The 18,257-nt window shown below is 58.0% G+C and carries 15 protein-coding genes; 6 read left to right on the top strand and 9 right to left on the bottom strand.

What is annotated here, in order from left to right:
* Nucleotides 1-96 precede the first annotated feature (96 nt).
* Both GGR27_RS20460 and GGR27_RS12765 read right to left on the bottom strand, forming a co-directional pair.
* On the bottom strand, nucleotides 97-1,989 hold the full coding sequence (locus tag GGR27_RS20460) for a GIN domain-containing protein (RefSeq protein ID WP_168037896.1): 1,893 nt from the start codon (nucleotides 1,987-1,989) through the stop codon (nucleotides 97-99).
* Nucleotides 1,986-2,534, bottom strand: a complete 549-nt coding sequence (locus GGR27_RS12765) for an RNA polymerase sigma factor (RefSeq protein ID WP_168037894.1) — start codon at nucleotides 2,532-2,534, stop codon at nucleotides 1,986-1,988. The genes GGR27_RS20460 and GGR27_RS12765 overlap by 4 nt, the downstream gene beginning before the upstream one ends.
* A 219-nt stretch (nucleotides 2,535-2,753) precedes the next feature.
* Here GGR27_RS12765 and GGR27_RS12760 point away from each other — a divergent pair, with 219 nt between their 5' ends.
* The gene (locus tag GGR27_RS12760) at nucleotides 2,754-4,313 is read left to right on the top strand and encodes a mechanosensitive ion channel family protein (RefSeq protein ID WP_168037893.1); all 1,560 of its coding nucleotides are present in this window, start codon (nucleotides 2,754-2,756) and stop codon (nucleotides 4,311-4,313) included.
* 161 nt (nucleotides 4,314-4,474) lie between these two features.
* Here GGR27_RS12760 and GGR27_RS12755 read toward each other — a convergent pair whose 3' ends face one another.
* The 4 genes from GGR27_RS12755 to GGR27_RS12740 all read right to left on the bottom strand — a co-directional run bounded on the left by GGR27_RS12755 (nucleotide 4,475) and on the right by GGR27_RS12740 (nucleotide 8,921).
* On the bottom strand, nucleotides 4,475-5,491 hold the full coding sequence (locus tag GGR27_RS12755) for a LamG-like jellyroll fold domain-containing protein (protein ID WP_168037891.1): 1,017 nt from the start codon (nucleotides 5,489-5,491) through the stop codon (nucleotides 4,475-4,477).
* 228 nt (nucleotides 5,492-5,719) lie between these two features.
* Complete coding sequence (locus GGR27_RS12750) at nucleotides 5,720-6,322, bottom strand: hypothetical protein (protein WP_168037889.1); 603 nt, start codon at nucleotides 6,320-6,322, stop codon at nucleotides 5,720-5,722.
* Complete coding sequence (locus GGR27_RS12745) at nucleotides 6,319-6,864, bottom strand: RNA polymerase sigma factor (RefSeq protein ID WP_168037887.1); 546 nt, start codon at nucleotides 6,862-6,864, stop codon at nucleotides 6,319-6,321. The genes GGR27_RS12750 and GGR27_RS12745 overlap by 4 nt, the downstream gene beginning before the upstream one ends.
* Before the next feature lie 8 nt (nucleotides 6,865-6,872).
* Entirely contained in the window at nucleotides 6,873-8,921 is a 2,049-nt protein-coding gene (locus GGR27_RS12740) for a formylglycine-generating enzyme family protein (protein WP_168037885.1), read from the bottom strand.
* A gap of 310 nt (nucleotides 8,922-9,231) precedes the next feature.
* Between GGR27_RS12740 and lpxK the strand changes: the two genes are divergently transcribed.
* The 4 genes from lpxK to GGR27_RS12720 all read left to right on the top strand — a co-directional run bounded on the left by lpxK (nucleotide 9,232) and on the right by GGR27_RS12720 (nucleotide 13,548).
* Entirely contained in the window at nucleotides 9,232-10,299 is a 1,068-nt protein-coding gene (lpxK, locus tag GGR27_RS12735; RefSeq protein WP_168037876.1) for a tetraacyldisaccharide 4'-kinase, read from the top strand.
* Between the two features lie 13 nt (nucleotides 10,300-10,312).
* Nucleotides 10,313-10,795, top strand: a complete 483-nt coding sequence (locus GGR27_RS12730) for a GNAT family N-acetyltransferase (protein WP_168037874.1) — start codon at nucleotides 10,313-10,315, stop codon at nucleotides 10,793-10,795.
* A 68-nt stretch (nucleotides 10,796-10,863) separates the two neighbouring features.
* Complete coding sequence (locus GGR27_RS12725; RefSeq protein WP_168037872.1) at nucleotides 10,864-11,862, top strand: NAD-dependent epimerase/dehydratase family protein; 999 nt, start codon at nucleotides 10,864-10,866, stop codon at nucleotides 11,860-11,862.
* A gap of 264 nt (nucleotides 11,863-12,126) precedes the next feature.
* Nucleotides 12,127-13,548: a TonB-dependent receptor gene (locus GGR27_RS12720; protein WP_168037871.1), complete on the top strand. Its 1,422-nt coding sequence runs from the start codon at nucleotides 12,127-12,129 to the stop codon at nucleotides 13,546-13,548.
* A gap of 69 nt (nucleotides 13,549-13,617) precedes the next feature.
* Here GGR27_RS12720 and GGR27_RS12715 read toward each other — a convergent pair whose 3' ends face one another.
* From GGR27_RS12715 to GGR27_RS20455, 3 genes are all read right to left on the bottom strand, one after another.
* Nucleotides 13,618-14,139, bottom strand: coding sequence for a DUF421 domain-containing protein (locus GGR27_RS12715; protein WP_168037870.1), 522 nt, complete (start codon nucleotides 14,137-14,139; stop codon nucleotides 13,618-13,620).
* Nucleotides 14,140-14,246: 107 nt separating this feature from the next.
* Nucleotides 14,247-16,172, bottom strand: coding sequence for a CBS domain-containing protein (locus GGR27_RS12710; RefSeq protein ID WP_168037869.1), 1,926 nt, complete (start codon nucleotides 16,170-16,172; stop codon nucleotides 14,247-14,249).
* A gap of 234 nt (nucleotides 16,173-16,406) precedes the next feature.
* Nucleotides 16,407-17,819 (bottom strand): c-type cytochrome, encoded by a 1,413-nt coding sequence (locus tag GGR27_RS20455; protein ID WP_168037862.1) that lies wholly within the window; start codon nucleotides 17,817-17,819, stop codon nucleotides 16,407-16,409.
* Between the two features lie 216 nt (nucleotides 17,820-18,035).
* Between GGR27_RS20455 and GGR27_RS12700 the strand changes: the two genes are divergently transcribed.
* Nucleotides 18,036-18,251 (top strand): hypothetical protein, encoded by a 216-nt coding sequence (locus GGR27_RS12700; protein WP_168037860.1) that lies wholly within the window; start codon nucleotides 18,036-18,038, stop codon nucleotides 18,249-18,251.
* Nucleotides 18,252-18,257 lie beyond the last annotated feature (6 nt).

Genomic DNA, 18,257 nt, shown 5'->3' with positions numbered 1-18,257 from the left:
TGTGTTGATAAAAGAATTCTTTCATCGTCAATCCAATCAACGCGGTGGTTCCGATCCCGATAGCCAGCGGGATCGGGACCGCGCGCCTTTCAGCAACTACCGAATTATCTTAGGCCGTTTACCCTCCTTAACGGTAAGCTGACCCACGTCGCCACTGACTTTGAACTTGGTAAAGTCGTCCTTCACCAGCACGACCGCGCGACCCCGGGCTTCTATCGACCGTAAAGCGGTCGCCGTAAGCCTGATCTCCGCCTGGATGAAACCTCTGTAAATAATGTTCCAGGGCAGGCGCTTGCGGATGCGGAGCGTACCGTTCCGGCTTACTTCCAACTCGATGCGCAACTCGTCGTTATCCGGTTTACTGATGACGGCGCTGTTCTGCTCCCCACGCACGACCACGACCCGGATGTCGCCGGCAACGTCCAATTTGGTGAAGGGTGGCAGGCTTTGCGTGGACCTCACCCACCCTTCTTTTTCTGCCGGATAATCGTCGCCGTAGCGGAGGTACGGGACGTCCGCCGCCCCCGTGGCCTCACCGTTCGTCGGTTCCCGGTATTCTTCGATCAGGACACTGATGGACCCGCCTCCGTAGCCATTCGGGTAGGCGCGGTTGATGTCCTGGGCCGTAATGCCGGCTTCCTGAAGGGCGAGTAGCTCGGCCACGTTGAGTTCTCGGCCCGTGGCCTTCGCCAAGATGCTCGCTTCGTACGCCTCGAAATTCGCAGCGTGCAACCGCGCTAGTTCCGGGGCGGTAAATAATTCTTCGCGCTCCTTGTTGATCCGTTCGACGTACCAGGGTTTAATGTCGGTAGTCGTGAGTTGGCGCCAAGCTTCGACGTCTAACTCGTAATCCAGTTCTTCCATTTTGGTGAGGAGACTGCGGTTTTTGTGCAGACTTACGATCACGTCGACCGTGATGCCGTCAGTGTTGAAAGAGGCTTGGTCGAGCAGCCCGGCCAACTTCTCCAGGCGCGGCACGTCAAGTCCGACGTTGACGAGCTGCCAGGTATTGACGAGCTCGGAGCGGCTCAGGCCCAGGTTAGCCAGCGCGTTTTGGTATTCGACGCCCACGTGGCTGGTGAAGTAGCGCAGCCAGAGCACGTCGGCCGGCCGGTCGGTAAACACTGCCGGTTTAAACGACACCCCCTGCTGAGCGCCGTGGAGGTTTAGCGCGGCGGCGGGTACGTCACTGGTCCCCCAGCCGAGGTCTTCGTAGCGGTCGCGCAGGGCGGTGCGGGGCTGGAAGGAGAACTCTTTGCTGTCCTTCATCAAGATCACGCGGCCGGTTTCGCGCTCCAGGCTGCTCGTCGTTGCGCCCCGGGGGAAGAGTAGATCCCGTTCGGTGGCGGTCATTTTGGCGGGCAGCATCCAGGTGATCTTACGCCCGTTCACGCGCTCTACGTATTCGAGGAGGACGTCCGATCGCTTCCCGTCCGTCCACCGCCAGGTGCCGCTGATGATTGTTGCGCCGAAGGGAAAGGAGGTCACTGCTTCTTCGGCGGGTGGGGCGATTTTCTGCGGTGCTTGGTAGCTAAGGGGGGCCGGCGGATTATTGGGCGCGGCCGCGGGTGCCGGGGCAATTGGTTGGGGCGTGAAGATGGGTTCGGTTATTCCGAAGGCGGGGGGCGCTACGGACTCGGTAATAAGTTGGGGGACGGGTGCCGCAAGCGCCGGCGCGGGTACGTCTACTTCCTCCACGACCGGCGGGAGCACGGCTAATCGCTCCGTCGGCGGCGTAGGGTCACCGGGGAAAATACCGCTCAGCGCGGGTGCTTCCCCCGTGCGGCCGAAATAAGTCACCAACAAAGCGGCGGTGACGACGAGGACGATAATGGTCAGTAGTTTCGGTAAAACGCCGGACGGGGCGGGCGCGGGGCCACCGTGCGGGAAGTCCGCCACGAGTTGTTCCACCCGTTCGCGGGATAGTTCGGTGGGGAGCTTGCGGGTCGTACCGAGGAGGGTATCGAGATTTGGGTCGGTCGGTTTCACAGGGCGATGCTTTTGGCGGTTTGCAGGAGGGCGGTGAGGTTGGTACCGGGTTCGGTGAGGATAGCCGTGAGTTTTTTGCGGGCGCGCTGGAGGAGCATTTTGACGGCCGGCTCGGAGACGCCGAGGAGCTCGGCGATTTCTCGCTGCGGGTAGCCGCTGATTTCGTAGAGCAGCACGGCGTCGCGCTGTTTAGCGGGGAGTTTGTGGATGGCGCGGTAGAGGAGGTGGACGTCGGCCAGTTCCTCGGGGCCGGCGCCGCGGGCGGTGAGGCGTTGGGCGTGAAGGTCGGTCAGTTCGGCCTTTTGTCGGCTAGAACGGAAGAAGCTAACGGAGCGGTTGCGGGCCACGCGGATGAGGTAGCCCTGGAGTTTGGCGGGCTCGGTCAGCTCGTCGAACTTCTTGTAGGCGGCCAGGAGGGCGTCCTGAACGAGATCCTCCACGTCCATCCGCTCAAAAGCCAGCGCCGAGCAGTAGCGGAGAAACCCTTCGTGGACCTGCGCGTAGGCGGCCAGGAAGCGGGTTTGTTTGTCTTTTTCCGGGTGCATAATTGGGGTAGGTGCGTTTTGTGGGTACTCGCGCCGGGGCTAGTAAGGTAACGGTGATGGAGAAATAAATTTTTCTGCCGATGAGATGGTCTGCGGAAGCAACGCTCTTCCCGTACTTCCCCGGCACCCGTCCCGTACTTTGTCGGGGCGCATCCTCCTACCCAACGACCGCAACCACGAGGTGTCAAGAATACCCGCCCCCGGGGCTACATTTGCTAGATGCAACTACGCCACCTTCTCACCTGCATTTTCCTGTCGATCGCGGGATTCCTGAACGCCCAGGCTACCCCCGCCCCGGTTGTTTTTAAATCGGATACGCTTTTCTACATCAGCAATAAGATCGGAACGTTTCAACCCCAGCAACGCGCCGACCGGGTCGGTAAGATCATTGGCCGCCTGAGTAAGCTGCCCCGGCGCGATTACGATTCCCTCACGGTGGCCACCCTCGACAACGGGGGCGCGGAAGTGCTGCTGCGCGACGAGATCGTGACGAGCATCTCCCCGCGCGACTCAGCCACCCTGGGCGTGAGCGCCGCACAAATTGCCAACGAACGGCTGGTGATCATCCGCACCGCCCTCATCAAAGATTTCGACGACTCGTCGCTACAGACCATCGCGACGGACGTGGGGCTGTTCCTCCTCGCCTCCCTCGTGCTACTGGCCGTGTTTTACCTCGTCAACAAAGCCTTCAACTACGCCCGCAACCGGCTGAGAAACGTCGACAGCGAAAAGGCCTTCAGCCGCAACTGGTTCGTCCGCCGCTTCGACCTGATCACCCCCACCACCGAACAAAAGTTCCTGCTCTTCGGCCTGCGCATGCTGCGCTACGCGGTGCTGTTCCTCTTTCTTTACCTCTACCTCCCCTGGCTATTTAGCCACCTGACGTACACGCGTGGTTTCGGCGAACGGCTACTGGAGTACGTCCTCCGCCCCCTCCAATTTTTGTTCGACGGTATTACCGGCTTCCTCCCCGGTCTGCTGTTCATCATCGTTATCATCGTGGCGGTCCGCTACCTGATCGGGGCGATGAAACAGATCGCCTTCCAGGTCAAAACCGGCAAGACGAAGCTGGACGGTTTCTACCCCGACTGGGCGCTTCCGACCTTCAACATCGCGCGCGTCCTGGTCATCATTTTCACGCTGGTCATCATCTTCCCCTACCTGCCCGGCTCCGGGTCGGATGCCTTTCAGGGCGTGTCCGTGTTCGTCGGTTTGCTGCTGTCCCTCGGCTCGGCCGGCATCATCGGCAACGTCATCTCGGGCGTCATCCTGACCTACATGCGCCCCTTCGTCGTCGGCGACCGCGTCAAGATCGGCGAAGTGACCGGCGACGTGATCGGCAAAACCCTGCTCGTAACTCGTATCAAAACCGTCCGCAACGAAGAAGTTACCATCCCGAACGGCATCCTCATGGGCGGCGGCGTAGTCAACTACAGCGCGCTGGCGGAAGCCGAAGGGCTCGTGCTGCACACCTCCATCACGATCGGCTACGACGTGCCGTGGCCGCAGGTGCACGAACTGATGATCGCGGCGGCGATGCAAACGGACTTGATTGCGACCACCCCGCCACCCTTCGTGCTGCAAAAAGCGCTCAACGACTGGTACGTCGAATACGAGCTGAACGCCTATACCCACGAGAGCCACAAGATCGCCCGGATGTACTCCGACCTCCACGCTAACATCCAGGATGTATTTAACGCAGCCGGGGTGGAGATCATGAGCTCGCATTATATGGCGGTGCGGGATGGGAACGGGAGTACGATTCCGGTGAAGAAGTGAGCGGCAAAAGCTCTCCGTTGATGATACTTTGAAACCAGGGAAAGGGATCCTGCTAAAATTTTAGCTGACGCCTCGTGCCCACGAAAAACGCCCCCGCTCGTCAATTGAGCGAAGGCGTCTTCGTAGCTAATCCCGGTAAGGGATGTTTACTACTTGCCGGACTACTTGACCAACACCGGTAGTGAAGTAGAACGCGCTCCGTTAGACAGGAACACCGTATAAACACCAGCCTTCAGCGGCTGGTTCAGCGTGATCCGGGCGGGGGTGGTGTTGAATGCCTGCGTCAAAACGGCGCGGCCCACGGCGTCGAATACCCGTACCTGGACGGATTCGCCGGGAGTGAACACGGTGTGGTCGACGTTCAAATTGATTGCCTCGCCGATACCGACCGGGTTGGGAAACAATTTCATCCCACCCCGAACGAGCGCCGGGCGCGTGCTCACGATGTTGCTGAGGGCAGCGATCTCCGCTACTTCTTCGGCGGTGATGACGCGGTTGTAGAGCCGTAGATCGTCCATGACGCCGTCAAAAGTGAGCTCGTCATTCGTAAGGCTTTTGTGGTGGCCGACGATGTAGGAGCCACAGGCGGCTTCTACGGCTTTGTTGCCGGTGAGCGTATCCTGGCTGGTTTCTACGCCGTCCCGGTAAAAGGTAAAAATGCCGGTTGCGGGGTCGATGGTCAGGGCCAGGTGCGTCCACTCGTCCGCTGTCGGTAGGCCGATGCCGCTTTTGCTGGTTGCGTTGCCGACGAAGGAGATGATGCTATCGGCATTCGTGGGGCTGTCGGGGCCCTGTAAGTAAAGCGTGGTGCGGCCGGTCGCGTCACAACCGTTCAACTGCTGGAGGTAGTTCTGACGTTGCGCGCCCAGTTCCGCGGCGTCGTGCTTGACGAAAAGTGCGAAACTGACGGGGGTGCCGCCTACGTCCGGGGTGCCGGGGGTAAGGGTCGTGTCCGGCGTGAGAAAGTAGCTGTCGTCGTCCGAGTAGCGTACGCCGCGGCCAATGATGCCTTCGTCGTAGCTTAGGTTGCCAACCGCTTCGGCGGTTGCGTCGGACACCTCGTCCGTCAGGTTATCTTCGAATTGGTAGTGGACCACTAGACCGGAGTCAATGACCTGCGCGGTGAGGCCGGCGGAACAGGTGACGGCGAAGGCCAGGAGGGTAAAAAATTGTTTCATGTTAAAGCGATTAGGGGGCACCCGCGTTGTGAGAATAGTCAGTGGTGCAACGGCGCCCGGTTAAGGAAATAAGACTACTAAGGTAAGGCCGGTGGAATCCTCACCCCACTAATCCGCCTAAAAACAAGACGTACCCACGAATAATTAACGTTTGTGGTTATGCCGGAAAATTTCTTACCCGTAAGTAGTCACTTCAAATTAGGTAATCAGTTTAGGGTTGGGTGTGCATCAGTCCGTCCCGTGCAGGAACTGGAGCACGTTTTCCCGGCCCTCCAGGCTGGCGCTGCGGGTCAGTAGCACTGGTGGGGGGGCGATTACGTAGATGGTGTCTCTAATCAGAACTAATCTTTCCGGGTGCAGTTTTTCTATTTCTACCGTATCGATCACGGTTACGTAACTGGTTTTGTAGCGGACTTTTTCTACGTAGAGCGTATCGACTTGGGTGATGTATTTGAGCGCCCCGATAGCTATCGGGGCAGGTGCAGGGATTTTTCGGTAGACGAACTCGGTGGGGACTGGCCGGAGCGCCGTCCACATACCGACCGATAAAAATAGTAACCAACCTGCAGCGGCTAGCCAGGGAAGTGGCGTCCGGACCAACTCACCTTTGCTTTTTACTGATTTACCCGGCACCCGTCCCGTACTTTGTCGGGACGCACCTACTGCTTTACTGAAAGCAGCGGCCAACACGGGCGGCAAGCCTTGCTCCGGGGCAGGAAAGGCCAACGCGACCGCCCGAGCCTCCTCGTAGGTCTGACGATCCACCTCCGCCCGCACCTCGGCCGGTAAGTCCGCATATTCACAGTCCGGTAAATAGTCTAAATAATTCATGGTAAGTCTTTGACGGATGTTTGGAGGAGGCTGGCGAGTTTGCGCAATCCGTAGTGTAACCGGCTCTTGACGGTACCCGGCGCGCAATCCGTAGCCATAGCAATCTCCGCAACCGACAGGCCACGTCGGAAGCGAAGATCGACGCAGACACGCTGTTTTTCCGGTAGTCGGGCCAAGGCATTAGCGAGGCGGTGGTCCTTTTCGGAAGTGGCCCCGACCGTAGTGAAACCGGGTTGGTGCTTAGCGAACGCAGTTTCCCGATCAGCTTTGCGCTCGCGGCTACGGTGGGCGTTCTTGAGCAAGTTAGCCGCGATGGTGAACAGCAAGGGAGACAGATCGTCCGGCCCCTCTTCGGGGTACTGAAATGCTTTAGATTCAAGTAGATTGAGGAAAACCTGCTGAGTCAGGTCGTCCGCTTCCGCCGCCCGCCCCGTTCGGTGCAGGAAATAACCGTAGAGCCGACCGGCGTAGCGCTGGTGGAGGATGGTAAAGGCGGGCTCGTCGCCCGTGGCGGCCCGGACGAGTAATTGGCGGTCGGTCATCGGCGTCCCTAATTTACTACGTCCATGACGAGACGGAACCCGGTGCTGGGGTGTGGTTGGGCGCGCTCAACCAGGACACCGATCTTCATGTCTTCGGCCGGGTCGAGCCAGCTGCCGCCCATTATTTTTCCGGGTTCGGAGATCATTTCGGCGGCGTTGCCACTCATGTTGTAGAGGCCGTAGTCGTTGGGAAAGTAAGTGCCCGTAGCGGTGGTTAGCCAGGCGCCGTCGTCGTTGTCGGCGCAGTCTCGCTTCGCCTTCAGCCTGGCCCAGCGCCTCGCAAATCGAGTACCGGGGCGATCGTTGGCGGCGTTCGCTTCTTCCTCGGTTTCCCGCCCGGCGATGCCGCGGTAATCTTTTGACTTCCCATCGAGCTCCCACAACAGCGTATTCGTGTTGGCCAGCCAGCAGCCGGCGGCATTACGCACGTAGGGACCGCCCCAGGGGTAGGGGGCATAACGCTGGCCACCACGGGCGGCGTGTTCAAACTCCCGCGCCGTCGACAGGCGAAAATTGACGCGGCGTTTTGCGGCCGGGTCGGCGTTGTACGCTTGCGTAAGCCAGAGCGCGTACAACTCGGCCGCCCGGTGAGAGATATTCACGATGGGGTGATTGCCGGCATCCGGACGACCGGCTTGGTAGAGGACGTCCGGCGGCCAGTTGCGAACGCTATCGGGTAACAAGGCCAGCCAGTCGGTTTTGGCGACCTCGGCGGAGTCGATGTAATTAAACTTACGCTGGCGAAGGAGGTCCTGGAGGAACAGTTGGTAATCGGCGTTAGAGACCTCGGTTTCTTGCGCGTGGAAAGCGGGCAGGTAGGCAGTATCGACCCACGCTTCACTTTCGCCCTGCATGGTGTTGATCGCCAGTATTTTTGACGGGATAAAGCTGAGGTTTTTGTCGATCTCCTTCGCCGTAACCCCCGGTTTCGCGCTGGCCAGTTGGGGTTCTTCCAACGAATTCAAGTACTCTATCACGTCAATTTCCCGCCCCGCGCGGCGGGCGATGGTTTCGATCAGGTCCCTCACCTGGATGCCGGGGAGAAGACGACTCAACCTGGCCTCGGCGACAAAAACGTCCAGCAGGGCGGGCAAGTAATTTTGGTTGAGTCGGTCGGCGACGGCCTGGGCGGGGGAGTTGTCCAGGGGTTGCAGGAGGCGTTCCAGTCGCCATTTTCGTTGTAGGGTGGTGGTGCGGGACCAGTCGCTGACGACCGCAACGTCGCTGTACCGGAAGGTGAGGCCGGTAAGATAGAGTTTGTCTTTCGGTAGTTCCTGGATCAATCGGTCGTTCGTGGCGGCGAGGCAAAGCGGGCGGTCCTGCTTGCTCAGTTGGTTCACCAGGTCTAACCCCGTGACTTCCCCCGCCGCGCCCGGTAGTACACTCAGGCGTTCAAAAGTAGCTTGGCGAAAATCCGGGTAAGCGACCAGCAGCGCCACGTTCAGCACCAACACGTCCGGCCGGACCCCAAAAGTAGTTTGCAGTAGCCAACTCGGGTACGTGTCGGCATCCCCGGCCGTGAGCAGAATACCTTTTTCGGGGGCGGACATGAGTTGGTTGTAGTTATAATCCATCAGGCCGGTGGGAATGGGGTCGGTGGCGTGCAATTGCTGGAGCACGGCGTCGCGCTTATCCGGCGCTCCGGTAACTTCGTAGTAGGCGGCCATGGCCGGCCAGGCTTCCGGCCAGTCGGGGTCGAGCGCGTAGGCGCGCAGCAGTTCCGTCCACCGTTCCGTGGGTCGTTTGTCGGCGGCGAAGCGGAGGTAGTGGCGGTAGTGGCTGTTCTCCGGAAGTTGATCCTCCGCGGCGGCCAAAATTGCGGGGAGCCCGTAGGTGCCGGTGCCGAAGCGATTGCTGTAAAGGGCCGCCTTATAGTACTGGTACCAGGCATCGACGGCGGCGCAGTCGCCCTCCGTTTCTTGCCGCCAACCGGCTGCCTGTTCGTCGTAGTACGCCCCCGGGTGCTCGGCGTGCAGCACGTCGACGAAAGGTGCGGGCTGGGCGGTCGCCAGACTGGTTACGAAACCCAGTAGTAAGCATAATCCGATCGGGTGCATGGTGTTTTTGTTGGGGTATAAACCGCCGGATGGTGAACGTTCATATTAGATTGTAATAAAAAATACCTAGGGCACGGAGCGACCCGTCGGCCGACTCCGTACCCTTAGCTAGCTAGTTTACCCTTTCAAGGCATTCATTAGTTTACGTATCACCTGAAAAGATAGACCAGTTAGCCCGGGATGTGGGTTCGTCATAGACGATCCGTGCCCTGGGTTCTCATTACGTCCAATAATTCCATCAGCATTGCTCTGGCACGTATCTTGCTAACCACAGACCAGAGACCCTAGACCAAAAGACCCCAGACCAAAAATGGTCCAATCCACCATCGCCAAAGCCCTCCTATCCCCCTTCTCCCTCCTCTACGGACTGGGCGTAGGCTTTCGCAACTGGACCTACCGGCAACGCATCCAAAAATCAATCTCCTTCTCCGTTCCCGTCATCTCGGTTGGCAACCTCAGCGTGGGCGGGGCGGGCAAGACGCCGCACATCGAATACCTGATCCGGGGGCTGGATCCCTACCTGAACCTCGCTACACTCAGCCGGGGCTACCGGCGTAAGACGCGGGGGTTCCTGGAAGTGACCGCGAATATGAACGCCGAGCAGGTGGGCGACGAGCCTTTACAGTACGCCCGCAAATTTCCCGAAGTGATGGTGACCGTCGCCGAGGAGCGCGCCTTCGCCATCCCCGAGCTCATGGGACGGCGGCCGGAGACGCAGTTGGTGCTGCTCGACGATGCCTTTCAGCACCGCGCCGTCAAGCCCGGGCTGAATATTTTACTTACCGAATTCAGTAAGCCCTACACGCGCGATTATTTGCTGCCCAGCGGTCGTTTGCGCGAATGGCGGTCCGGAGCCGAGCGGGCGGACGTCATTATTGTCTCAAAATGCCCCAAAGTTCTCGACCGCGCCGCCGCCGACGCCCTCGTCGCGGAAATTAATCCCCTCCCCCACCAGCGCGTCTTCTTCAGCTACTACGACTATGCCGCGCCCTATTACCTGCTCGACCACCGCTACCGCCTCAAAATGGACGAGGGCGTGAAGATGCTGCTCATCTCCGCCATTGCAAACACGGATTATTTAATCGACCACCTCAAGAACCAGAGCCCGCACGTGCAAAGCTTGGAATTCGAGGACCACCACTACTTCGACCGCCGCGATTTAGCTACGCTAAAATCTCGCTTCCACGCCATGCCAGACGGCCACAAGGCGATCGTTACGACGGAAAAAGATGCTACTCGGCTGGAACTCCACGAGGCGTTCATCGCGGAAGAAAAGCTGCCGATTTTTGTGCTGCCGCTAGCCGTGCGCTTTCACTTTGGGGAAGGGCCGGATTTTGATCGATTGGTGCGGGATTATCTCTTAGAGTTCAAAGCTTAACCAGCACAGAATCATGACTATTCGCATTGCGACCGCCGCCGACCATCCTGCTGTCTGGGCCATCTTTTCCGAGGTGATCGCCGGCGGCGACACTTACGCCTTCGCGCCGGATACGTCGCGAGAAGCGTTCGCTACGCTGTGGTTCGCCGATTACATCACCACGTTCGTCGCGGAGGAAGATGGGATAATCCTGGGTACCTACATCCTGAAAGCTAACCAGCCCGGGCTCGGTGACCACGTCGCGAATTGTGGCTACATGGTTAGTTCACGGGCGCGCGGACGGGGCGTTGGCGGGGCGCTTTGCACACACTCTTTGGACTACGCCAGGGCGGCGGGGTTTCTGGGGATGCAATTCAACTTCGTGGTGAGCACCAATACCGGGGCAGTTAGGCTGTGGGAAAAATTTGGCTTCGAAATCGTGGGGCGGACGCCGAACGGGTTTCGGCACGCGCAACTGGGCTACGTCGATACCTTGATCATGTACCGGGCGCTTTAGCCTGGCCTGCATACGCTTACTACCGTAACTTTGCCACATCGGAAGACTGATCTGAACCCCCGCAACGTATGCTCCTTCTAACCGGCGCCACCGGCTTTCTCGGCCAACACCTTACGCGTGAATTACAGAATCGCAATATCCCGTTTCAGGCACTGTCCCGGCGAGCGCTATCGCCCCAACTAAGTAGGGCGCGGTCGCAGGTGCACGGTGAAGGGGAAAAGAGCATAGATTGGGTGCCCGGAGATGTGAACGACCCGGAAAGCCTGGTCGAAGCCTTTACTGGCATCACCACCGTCATCCATGCCGCTGCCAAGGTAAGTTTTCAGTACGAGGACCGCGATGAATTACTGCTCGTCAACGGCGAAGGGACGGCCAACGTCGTCAACGCCGCCCTGGAAGCCGGGGTGCGGCACGTCGTCTACGTCAGCTCCGTTTCCGTGCTGAATCGTGCGCCCGACGGACCCGTCGTCACCCTCGCGGACCGGTGGCCGGCCGAGCGGCCCAACTCCGCCTACGCCGAGAGTAAATTCGACGCCGAGCGCGAAATTTGGCGGGGGCAGGCGGAGGGATTATCCGTCAGCGTCGTCTACCCCAGTACCATCATCGGCCCGGGAGATTTTAATGGGTCCAACACGCCCAGCCTCTGGCGCCACGCCGCCAAGGAACGGGGCTTCTACCCCACCGGCCGCGCCGGCTTCGTGGCCGTACACGACGTAGTGGACGCCATTCTCTACCTAGCCGATCAACGGGAAGACGGTCAACGTCTTCTCCTCAACGCCGCTAACCTGACCTGGAAAGACTTCCTCGAACGGTCCGCCGCCAGCATCGGTGCCGCGCCGCCCACCCGCTCGATGCCCGCCTGGCAATCCGCCTTCCTCTGGCCGGTCGACAAAGTCCGCACGATGGTTACCGGGCAGAAACCCATCATCACCCGGGAGACGCACCGCTCTACCCAGTCGGACTTCCGTTACAATGGCTCCAGCTACGAAAGCGCCCTCGGCAAACCTTACCGGGATATTTACGATACTATAAAACGGGTTGGTGAAGCCTACTCCCGTTTGAATTAGACATCTGATGAGTTTTTGCAACCATCGCTTCGCATCGGTTTCAAAAAACACATCCGATGACAATTCAAACTAGTGGGTAAATCAATAGCAATTAAATTATCTTCACTGTCCGAGTGGTTGTCATCGGATGTATCTTTTGGCTTACGTAGCGCAGCGGAGTAAGTTAAAAGTTCATCAGATGTCTAACCGTTCCTTCCCCACCTCCCTTGCACCTGCGGCCACGCCAAAAATAGCAGACCACAGACTATAGACCACAGACCACCCATGGCCCGCCAACTCCTAGAAACCGACCAAAAAGCCCTAGAAATAAACCTAAATCCCCACATCTACGGCACCTTCGCCGAGATCGGGGCCGGCCAGGAAGTAGCCCGCTATTTCTTCCAGGTCGGAGCCGCTGCCGGGACGATCGCCAAGACGATGAGCGCCTACGACAAGGTATATTCCGACCAGATCTACGGCGTCGAACCCACCGGCCGTTACGTCTGCGAAAGCCGCATCCACAAGATGGTTGACCACGAATACAACCTGATGGTGGAGCGCCTGCGCCACGACCGGCCGGATTCCACCTTCTTCGTTTTTGCCGACACCGTGGCGGCCATCAATTACAGCCGAACCATCCGGGGCAACGGCTGGCTGGGCCTCCGTTTTCAACTCGACCCGGCGGCGGGCACGCACAACGATTTGTTGCTGCACGTGCGGATGCTGGACAACGACAACCAGCTGCAACAACAGGCGATCGGCATCCTGGGCGTCAACATGATTTACGGTGCGTTCAATTACCACGAGGACCCGGAGACGCTGGTCCAGAGCTTACTCGACGGACTGAAAGGCCGCGTTGCGATCGACATGATCGTGCTGGAAGGCCCCGAGTTTCCGGTTGATAACCGGCTACTTAGTCTCTGGCTCGTCAAGCACGGGCTGACGGACATCACGATGTTTAACCCCGCCGGACGCAGCATTCACGCTAGCGAATTTCTGTACCGGAAGGCGGTAATGGTCGTGCGCGGCAGTTTCCGCCCGATCACGCTCGTGAACGAAGACATGATCCGCGCCGGCTACAAACAGTTCCGCGAAGGGGAGCACATCGACCCCGCCAAAAGCTTCTTGCTGACGGAACTGACGCTGGATAACCTGCAGGAAAGCACCGAGCTTAACGTCCGCGACTACCTGCACCGCGCCCGGTTACTCAACGCGATGGGCCACACGGTGATCATCTCTAACTACCACCGCTACGGCGACCTGATCGATTACCTCAACAACTACAAGGTGTCGCCCGTCGGCATCGTGCTCGGCGTCAACGAACTACTGCAACTCATCAGCGAAAAATTCAACCACAATCAGGACGGCCGCCTGCTGGCTTCCTTCGGCGAGATCTTTACCCGCAACGTCAAAATTTACGTTTACCCCGCTCAGCAGGAAGGCTCCGCCGATTTGATGACGGCCCAGAACGTACCCATCCCCGAAGGCGTAAAGTTTCTCTACAAGCACCTGCTCGACAGCGGCCAGATCGTCGACATCACCGACGCGCACACCGCCAACCTCAGTATTTACTCCCGCGACGTGCTGCACGCCATCGAGTCCGGTGACGAAGGCTGGGAGAAGCAGGTCCCGGAAAAAGTGGCGCGCTTGATCAAAGACGAAAACCTATTTGGCTTCCCGGCGGAGAAGTTATCGTTTGAGTATTAGTCCGGGGCAGGATATTTTATCACCGCTACGAACCCGAGCCCCGGCCACGTTGTCGCTCGGGCACCGCTTTTACCGCTCCACGCCACTCAAGATTTCTTCATCAACGGTACTGCTCCCCTCACCGTGCAGCACGCTGATGTCGCCGGTGGTTTCGAAGATAACCGCCTTTACGTTAGTTAAACTGAGCACGTTGGCCTCCCGCAATTTGGCCATGAGGTCGCTGTGGGTTACCCCACTGGAGGCCATGTTCTCTTCAATAATCTCCGTACCGATCATCAGGTACTTCGGGCTATTCTCCGTTAATTCCTCAATCGTGTCGGATTTACGTTTGAGCCAGGAAAAAAATTGTTGAAAGCCAATCACTACAATTACCGCGATGGCTCCCTTCAGCAGGGATTGTCCCGTATTCATCACTACGGTCGCCAGGATGGATCCAGTTGCGACCGTGGAGGCAAAGTCAACGCTCGACATCTTAGCAAAAGAACGTAGTCCGTACACGCGCACGATCACCAATAGGGCGCACATGATCAGTACGGTAGAAGCGGCCGTCTTCCAGATTTCGGGCCAGGGGGCGGTTAGCCAAGTTTCCATGGGTTGGGGTTTATCAGGTTAGGCCAGTGCGTCACCACCCCGCACAAAGTCAGTAATGGCGCCGGGTCGGCTGCTTCCTTAAGCGCAACGAAATCCTGCTTTGTTCCCTATTTCAGCCGCTCGATCAGCCGGCCACTTACGCGTAGAAAGTCCATTTCGGTAATGATGCCCACGAGTTCTTTGTCCTTCAGCACGGGCAGGCACCCTAGTTTTTCTCCGCGCATGACGTACATCGCCTCCTTCATCGTGTGCTGCGGGGAGATCGTGGCCGGGTTGGGGATCATGAGGTCCTTTACGGTCAGGTACTTTCCTTCCGGCGAGTCCGGGCGGTCTTTGTGCGTGTAGTAGCGCAGTAGTCTGCGCGTGGTGATCAAGCCGGTCAGGTGGCCGTCGCCGTCTTCGACTGGGACGTAGCGCAGCTTGCGCCAGTCCATCAGGTCGGAGACCAAGTCGATCAGATCGTCTTCGTGCACGGTGAAAAGGTCCGTTTCCATAAATTCTTCAATGCGCAAGCCGACCGGTTTGTACGCTTTCAGGTCCTCCGCTTTGGGCATGGGCCAGGTGTGTACCGGCTTTTCCGACATCTGGTGCTTAATCATCGTGGAGGTGATCACCGTCAGGCCTTCATCCTGGTTAACTTGGGTATCCAGTTGGGTGTACGCTTTGAGCAACCAACGCGCACCATTTTGCTTGGCTTCGGCCCGGGCCTGGATAACGCCGAGGTAACGGTCGATGTCCTCCTGTACGATCCCCTGTAGTTGGAGACCTTTCCGAGCGATAGGCAGCAATTTGTGTAATACCAGGTCGCAACAAGAGATTTTCTCGTTGTCGAACCAGGTGAACTGGGTGTCCATACCGAATTGTGCGGCCTTGACGAAGTTGTCTTTCACGTCCGCGAAGCTCATGTGCTCGCGAATATCTTTAAATTCGTGGGCCATTCCGACCACGGAGCCCAGCCAGAAAGCAGCGTTGGCCATTTGGTCCAGTACGGTCGGGCCGGCGGGGATCACCCGTGCTTCGATCCGCAGGTGAGGCATGCCATTATCGCTGATGCCGTAGCAGGGGCGGTTCCAGCGGTAGACGGTGCCGTTGTGGATTTGTAGGGCACGGAGTTTAGGTACTTCCTTTTTCCCAACCGCTTCCAGGCTATTTTCCTCGATGTGGTCACCAAGGAGAACACGGTAACGTGCGATATCCTCTTTGTAGATCTCCATGATGCTACAATCCAGCCAGTCGTTACCGAAGCTTACCCGAGGTTCCGCCTGGCGAAGATGATCCTGGCTGGTGCGGACGTCGAGGGATTGTTGGAAAAGCGCGATCCTGCTCTCGTGCCAAAGGCGCTTGCCGAAGACCAGCGGGCTGTTGGCCGCCATGCCCAGGATCGGGGCGGTGATGGCCTGGGCAATGTTGTACAGTGGCGCGAAGGTTTTCGGCGTCACTTGCAGGTGAACTTGGTAGCTGGTGTTACAAGCTTCCATCAGGGGACTATCGTGGCGAATTCTTAACTCGTCGATGCCGGAAAGCCGTAGTTCGAAGCCCCGGTCGGATTTTTGGAGAGCGGTAATCGCGTCGATCAGGGCGCGGTAGCGGGGTTTGGGCGTCAGGTTCTCCAGGCTCAGGTCGAACTTACGCAGCGTGGGTAGAATACCCGTCAGGACCACTTTGGCATTGCTCTGCTTCGCTGATTTACTGATCGCGTCGAGTTGGTAGCGGTTCTCCGTTTCCATGAGCCGCAGGGCGTGACCCGTAAATTCCTGGGGGCTGAGGTTACTTTCGAGGTTGAACCGGGCGATCTCCGTCGTCGCCCAGGAGTGGTCCTTGAGGCGATTGAGCACGTTGATGTTCTTAGGCGTCGGCTTTAAGGTTTTCGAATCCACCAGGCACATTTCCTGCTCGGCACCGATCCGGATTGTATCCGTTTCGAACCACTCATTTTTCAGCATGTATTCCAACGCTTGCACGTCCTGGAGTAGATGGCGCGTAAACTCTGCGCGGCTTTTTTCGGTGGGTACGTTTACTCTTTCTTCTCCCATGTTGCGTGGCGTGTCTAGTCGGTTTCTTACTAGCCGCTAAGGTAAGCGATGGGGCGGGTGTTTTACGGGGAATTATATGGGTTACGGTCGCATTTGCCGAAAATGATTCCGAAGAGCTCGATTGTCCCCCAAATTTTCCACTTTGGGGCGCAGTCGCGGGTGCCGGGTTTCTGAGGGAGAAGCAGTGTGCCGGGGGCACCACCCGGAAGGATTTTGTAACCACCGCGGCTCCCTTTATAGTGTCTTCAAGTACTCCACCACCGCCCAGCGTTCCTCGTCGGTCAGCTTATCTCCGAAGTAATGCCCGACGTTGCTAAAACCCGGCAGCGTGGTGTCGAAAGTCCATTTCTTGTTCTTCGGTTCGGGGTCGTAGTTCCAGCCCATCTTGTCCCAGTCAACGTCTTTGGCGTCACCCGTGCGCGTCCACCGCTCGGTGCGGGCTTCGGAGTTAAGTACTTCGTAAAGGTTAGGAACGGATCCGTTGTGGAAATAAGGTGCACTCGCCCAGACGCCGTCGAGCGGTGGTGCTACGTAGCCCTGGTTGGGGGTGAAGGCGGATTTCGGTTCCGACGTGGCGAACCAACTTTTGTTGTACCAGTCTACGATACCGGACTGTTGGATGTAGTCGGAATACAGCCGGTCAGTCTTAATCACGTCAAGGTTGACGACCTTGTTGGGGTAAGTATCTTCGTCGTCCGTAGCCCCGTAAGTACCGTGGCAGCCGGCGCACTTTTTCCCGAAAATCGGCTCGCCCGCCGCGGCGAGTGGTTGGTCCACCTCCCGGGGAAACGGGGGCGATTCCAACTCGAGTAACCAAGCGTACACGTCCTTAAAAGCATTGACGGACTGGCGGGATTGGCTACTGTCCGGCACGCCCAGTACGCTAGCCTGCAGTAGCAACTTGGGCATACTCCCCCGTCCGATTCCCGTATAGTAGAGCGTATTCTTTTTCTTCACCTGCCAGAGCGGCGGGGTGTCGGTGGCGATGTTGTAGTCCCACATCTCAAACTGTGGCTCCTCGGTAAAGGTCAGATCGTCCGGGTCGCGGTGCATCATGCAGGCTTCGGCCAGGCGGAAGGCGGGGTTGGCACCGGGTTGGTTGGTCTTGATGCGGGGGGCCATTACTTGAAAGTAGTTGCCGAAGTCTTCCCACGCTTCGACGACCTTGTCTTTTTTCTTGTTGTACTTCAGTGCCATCCCGATCCGCATGCCTTTACCTGCCAGGACCATGCTGCTTTCGTAGTCCGAAAAGCTCTCCCCTAGTCCGATTACCAACTGATCATCCACGTGCCCCGCGTGGCAGGTAAAGCAGTTTCCGTTAACGATCTCCGAGCCGTTGGCGGATACGAAAGCGGTCATGTTGTAGGGAATGCCCTGGTTCAGAGAGTCCCGATCGTAAGGTTGCTCCTTGGTCATCCGCTTGGCGGCGCTGCGCATGATTTCGATGGGGACGCCGCTGCCGATGTAATCGCCGTGCAGCAAATAGTCGAAGCCCGCGGCTGGGTCGCCGGTCGTATCCTGCGGGCTGGCGGGCAGGACGCGCGTTTTCCAGAGGTCACCGTTCACGTTCGTGACCTGGGCGATGGGTTGGTAGGCGGTACAGGCCACAAAAAGTAGCAGGGTAGCAAAGATGAATAGGTTACGCACTCGGTTTCGGGGGGGATGGTGTGTTTACTAAAGGAACGGGAACGGAAAGGGTTTACTTTATTTTACAAAGTTCTTTGTTTTGTTTGAATCTTTGCTCTTTTCCCGATTCCATTGCACCCGCGACCGCGCCCAAAACCGATAGAATTCACCCTACTTTACAATAGTGAGCAACTAATTAACTTCGTGAAACTGTTTCACGTGAAATACTTATACCGGATGGACCTAAACAAAATGAGATTACAGTATCCCGACATAGTCACAACCTTAGAAGAAATCGTGCGTAAAGATATTTCCCGCCGCTTAGCTAAATTTCCGAATGGTCCAACGCGTGAGGATTTAGAACTGACCGATCATGAGTTTGATCGAATCGCTTCAGAAATAATGGAATCGCACAAAGATGTGCTAGATGCTTTGGCAAAGGGGCCAGCGTAAATTACT

The organism is Neolewinella antarctica (assembly GCF_011927835.1).
In the GTDB taxonomy this organism is placed as follows: domain Bacteria; phylum Bacteroidota; class Bacteroidia; order Chitinophagales; family Saprospiraceae; genus Neolewinella; species Neolewinella antarctica.
The sequence above is the reverse complement of the archived record's forward strand: the minus strand, read 5'-3'. Positions and strand labels throughout refer to the sequence as shown.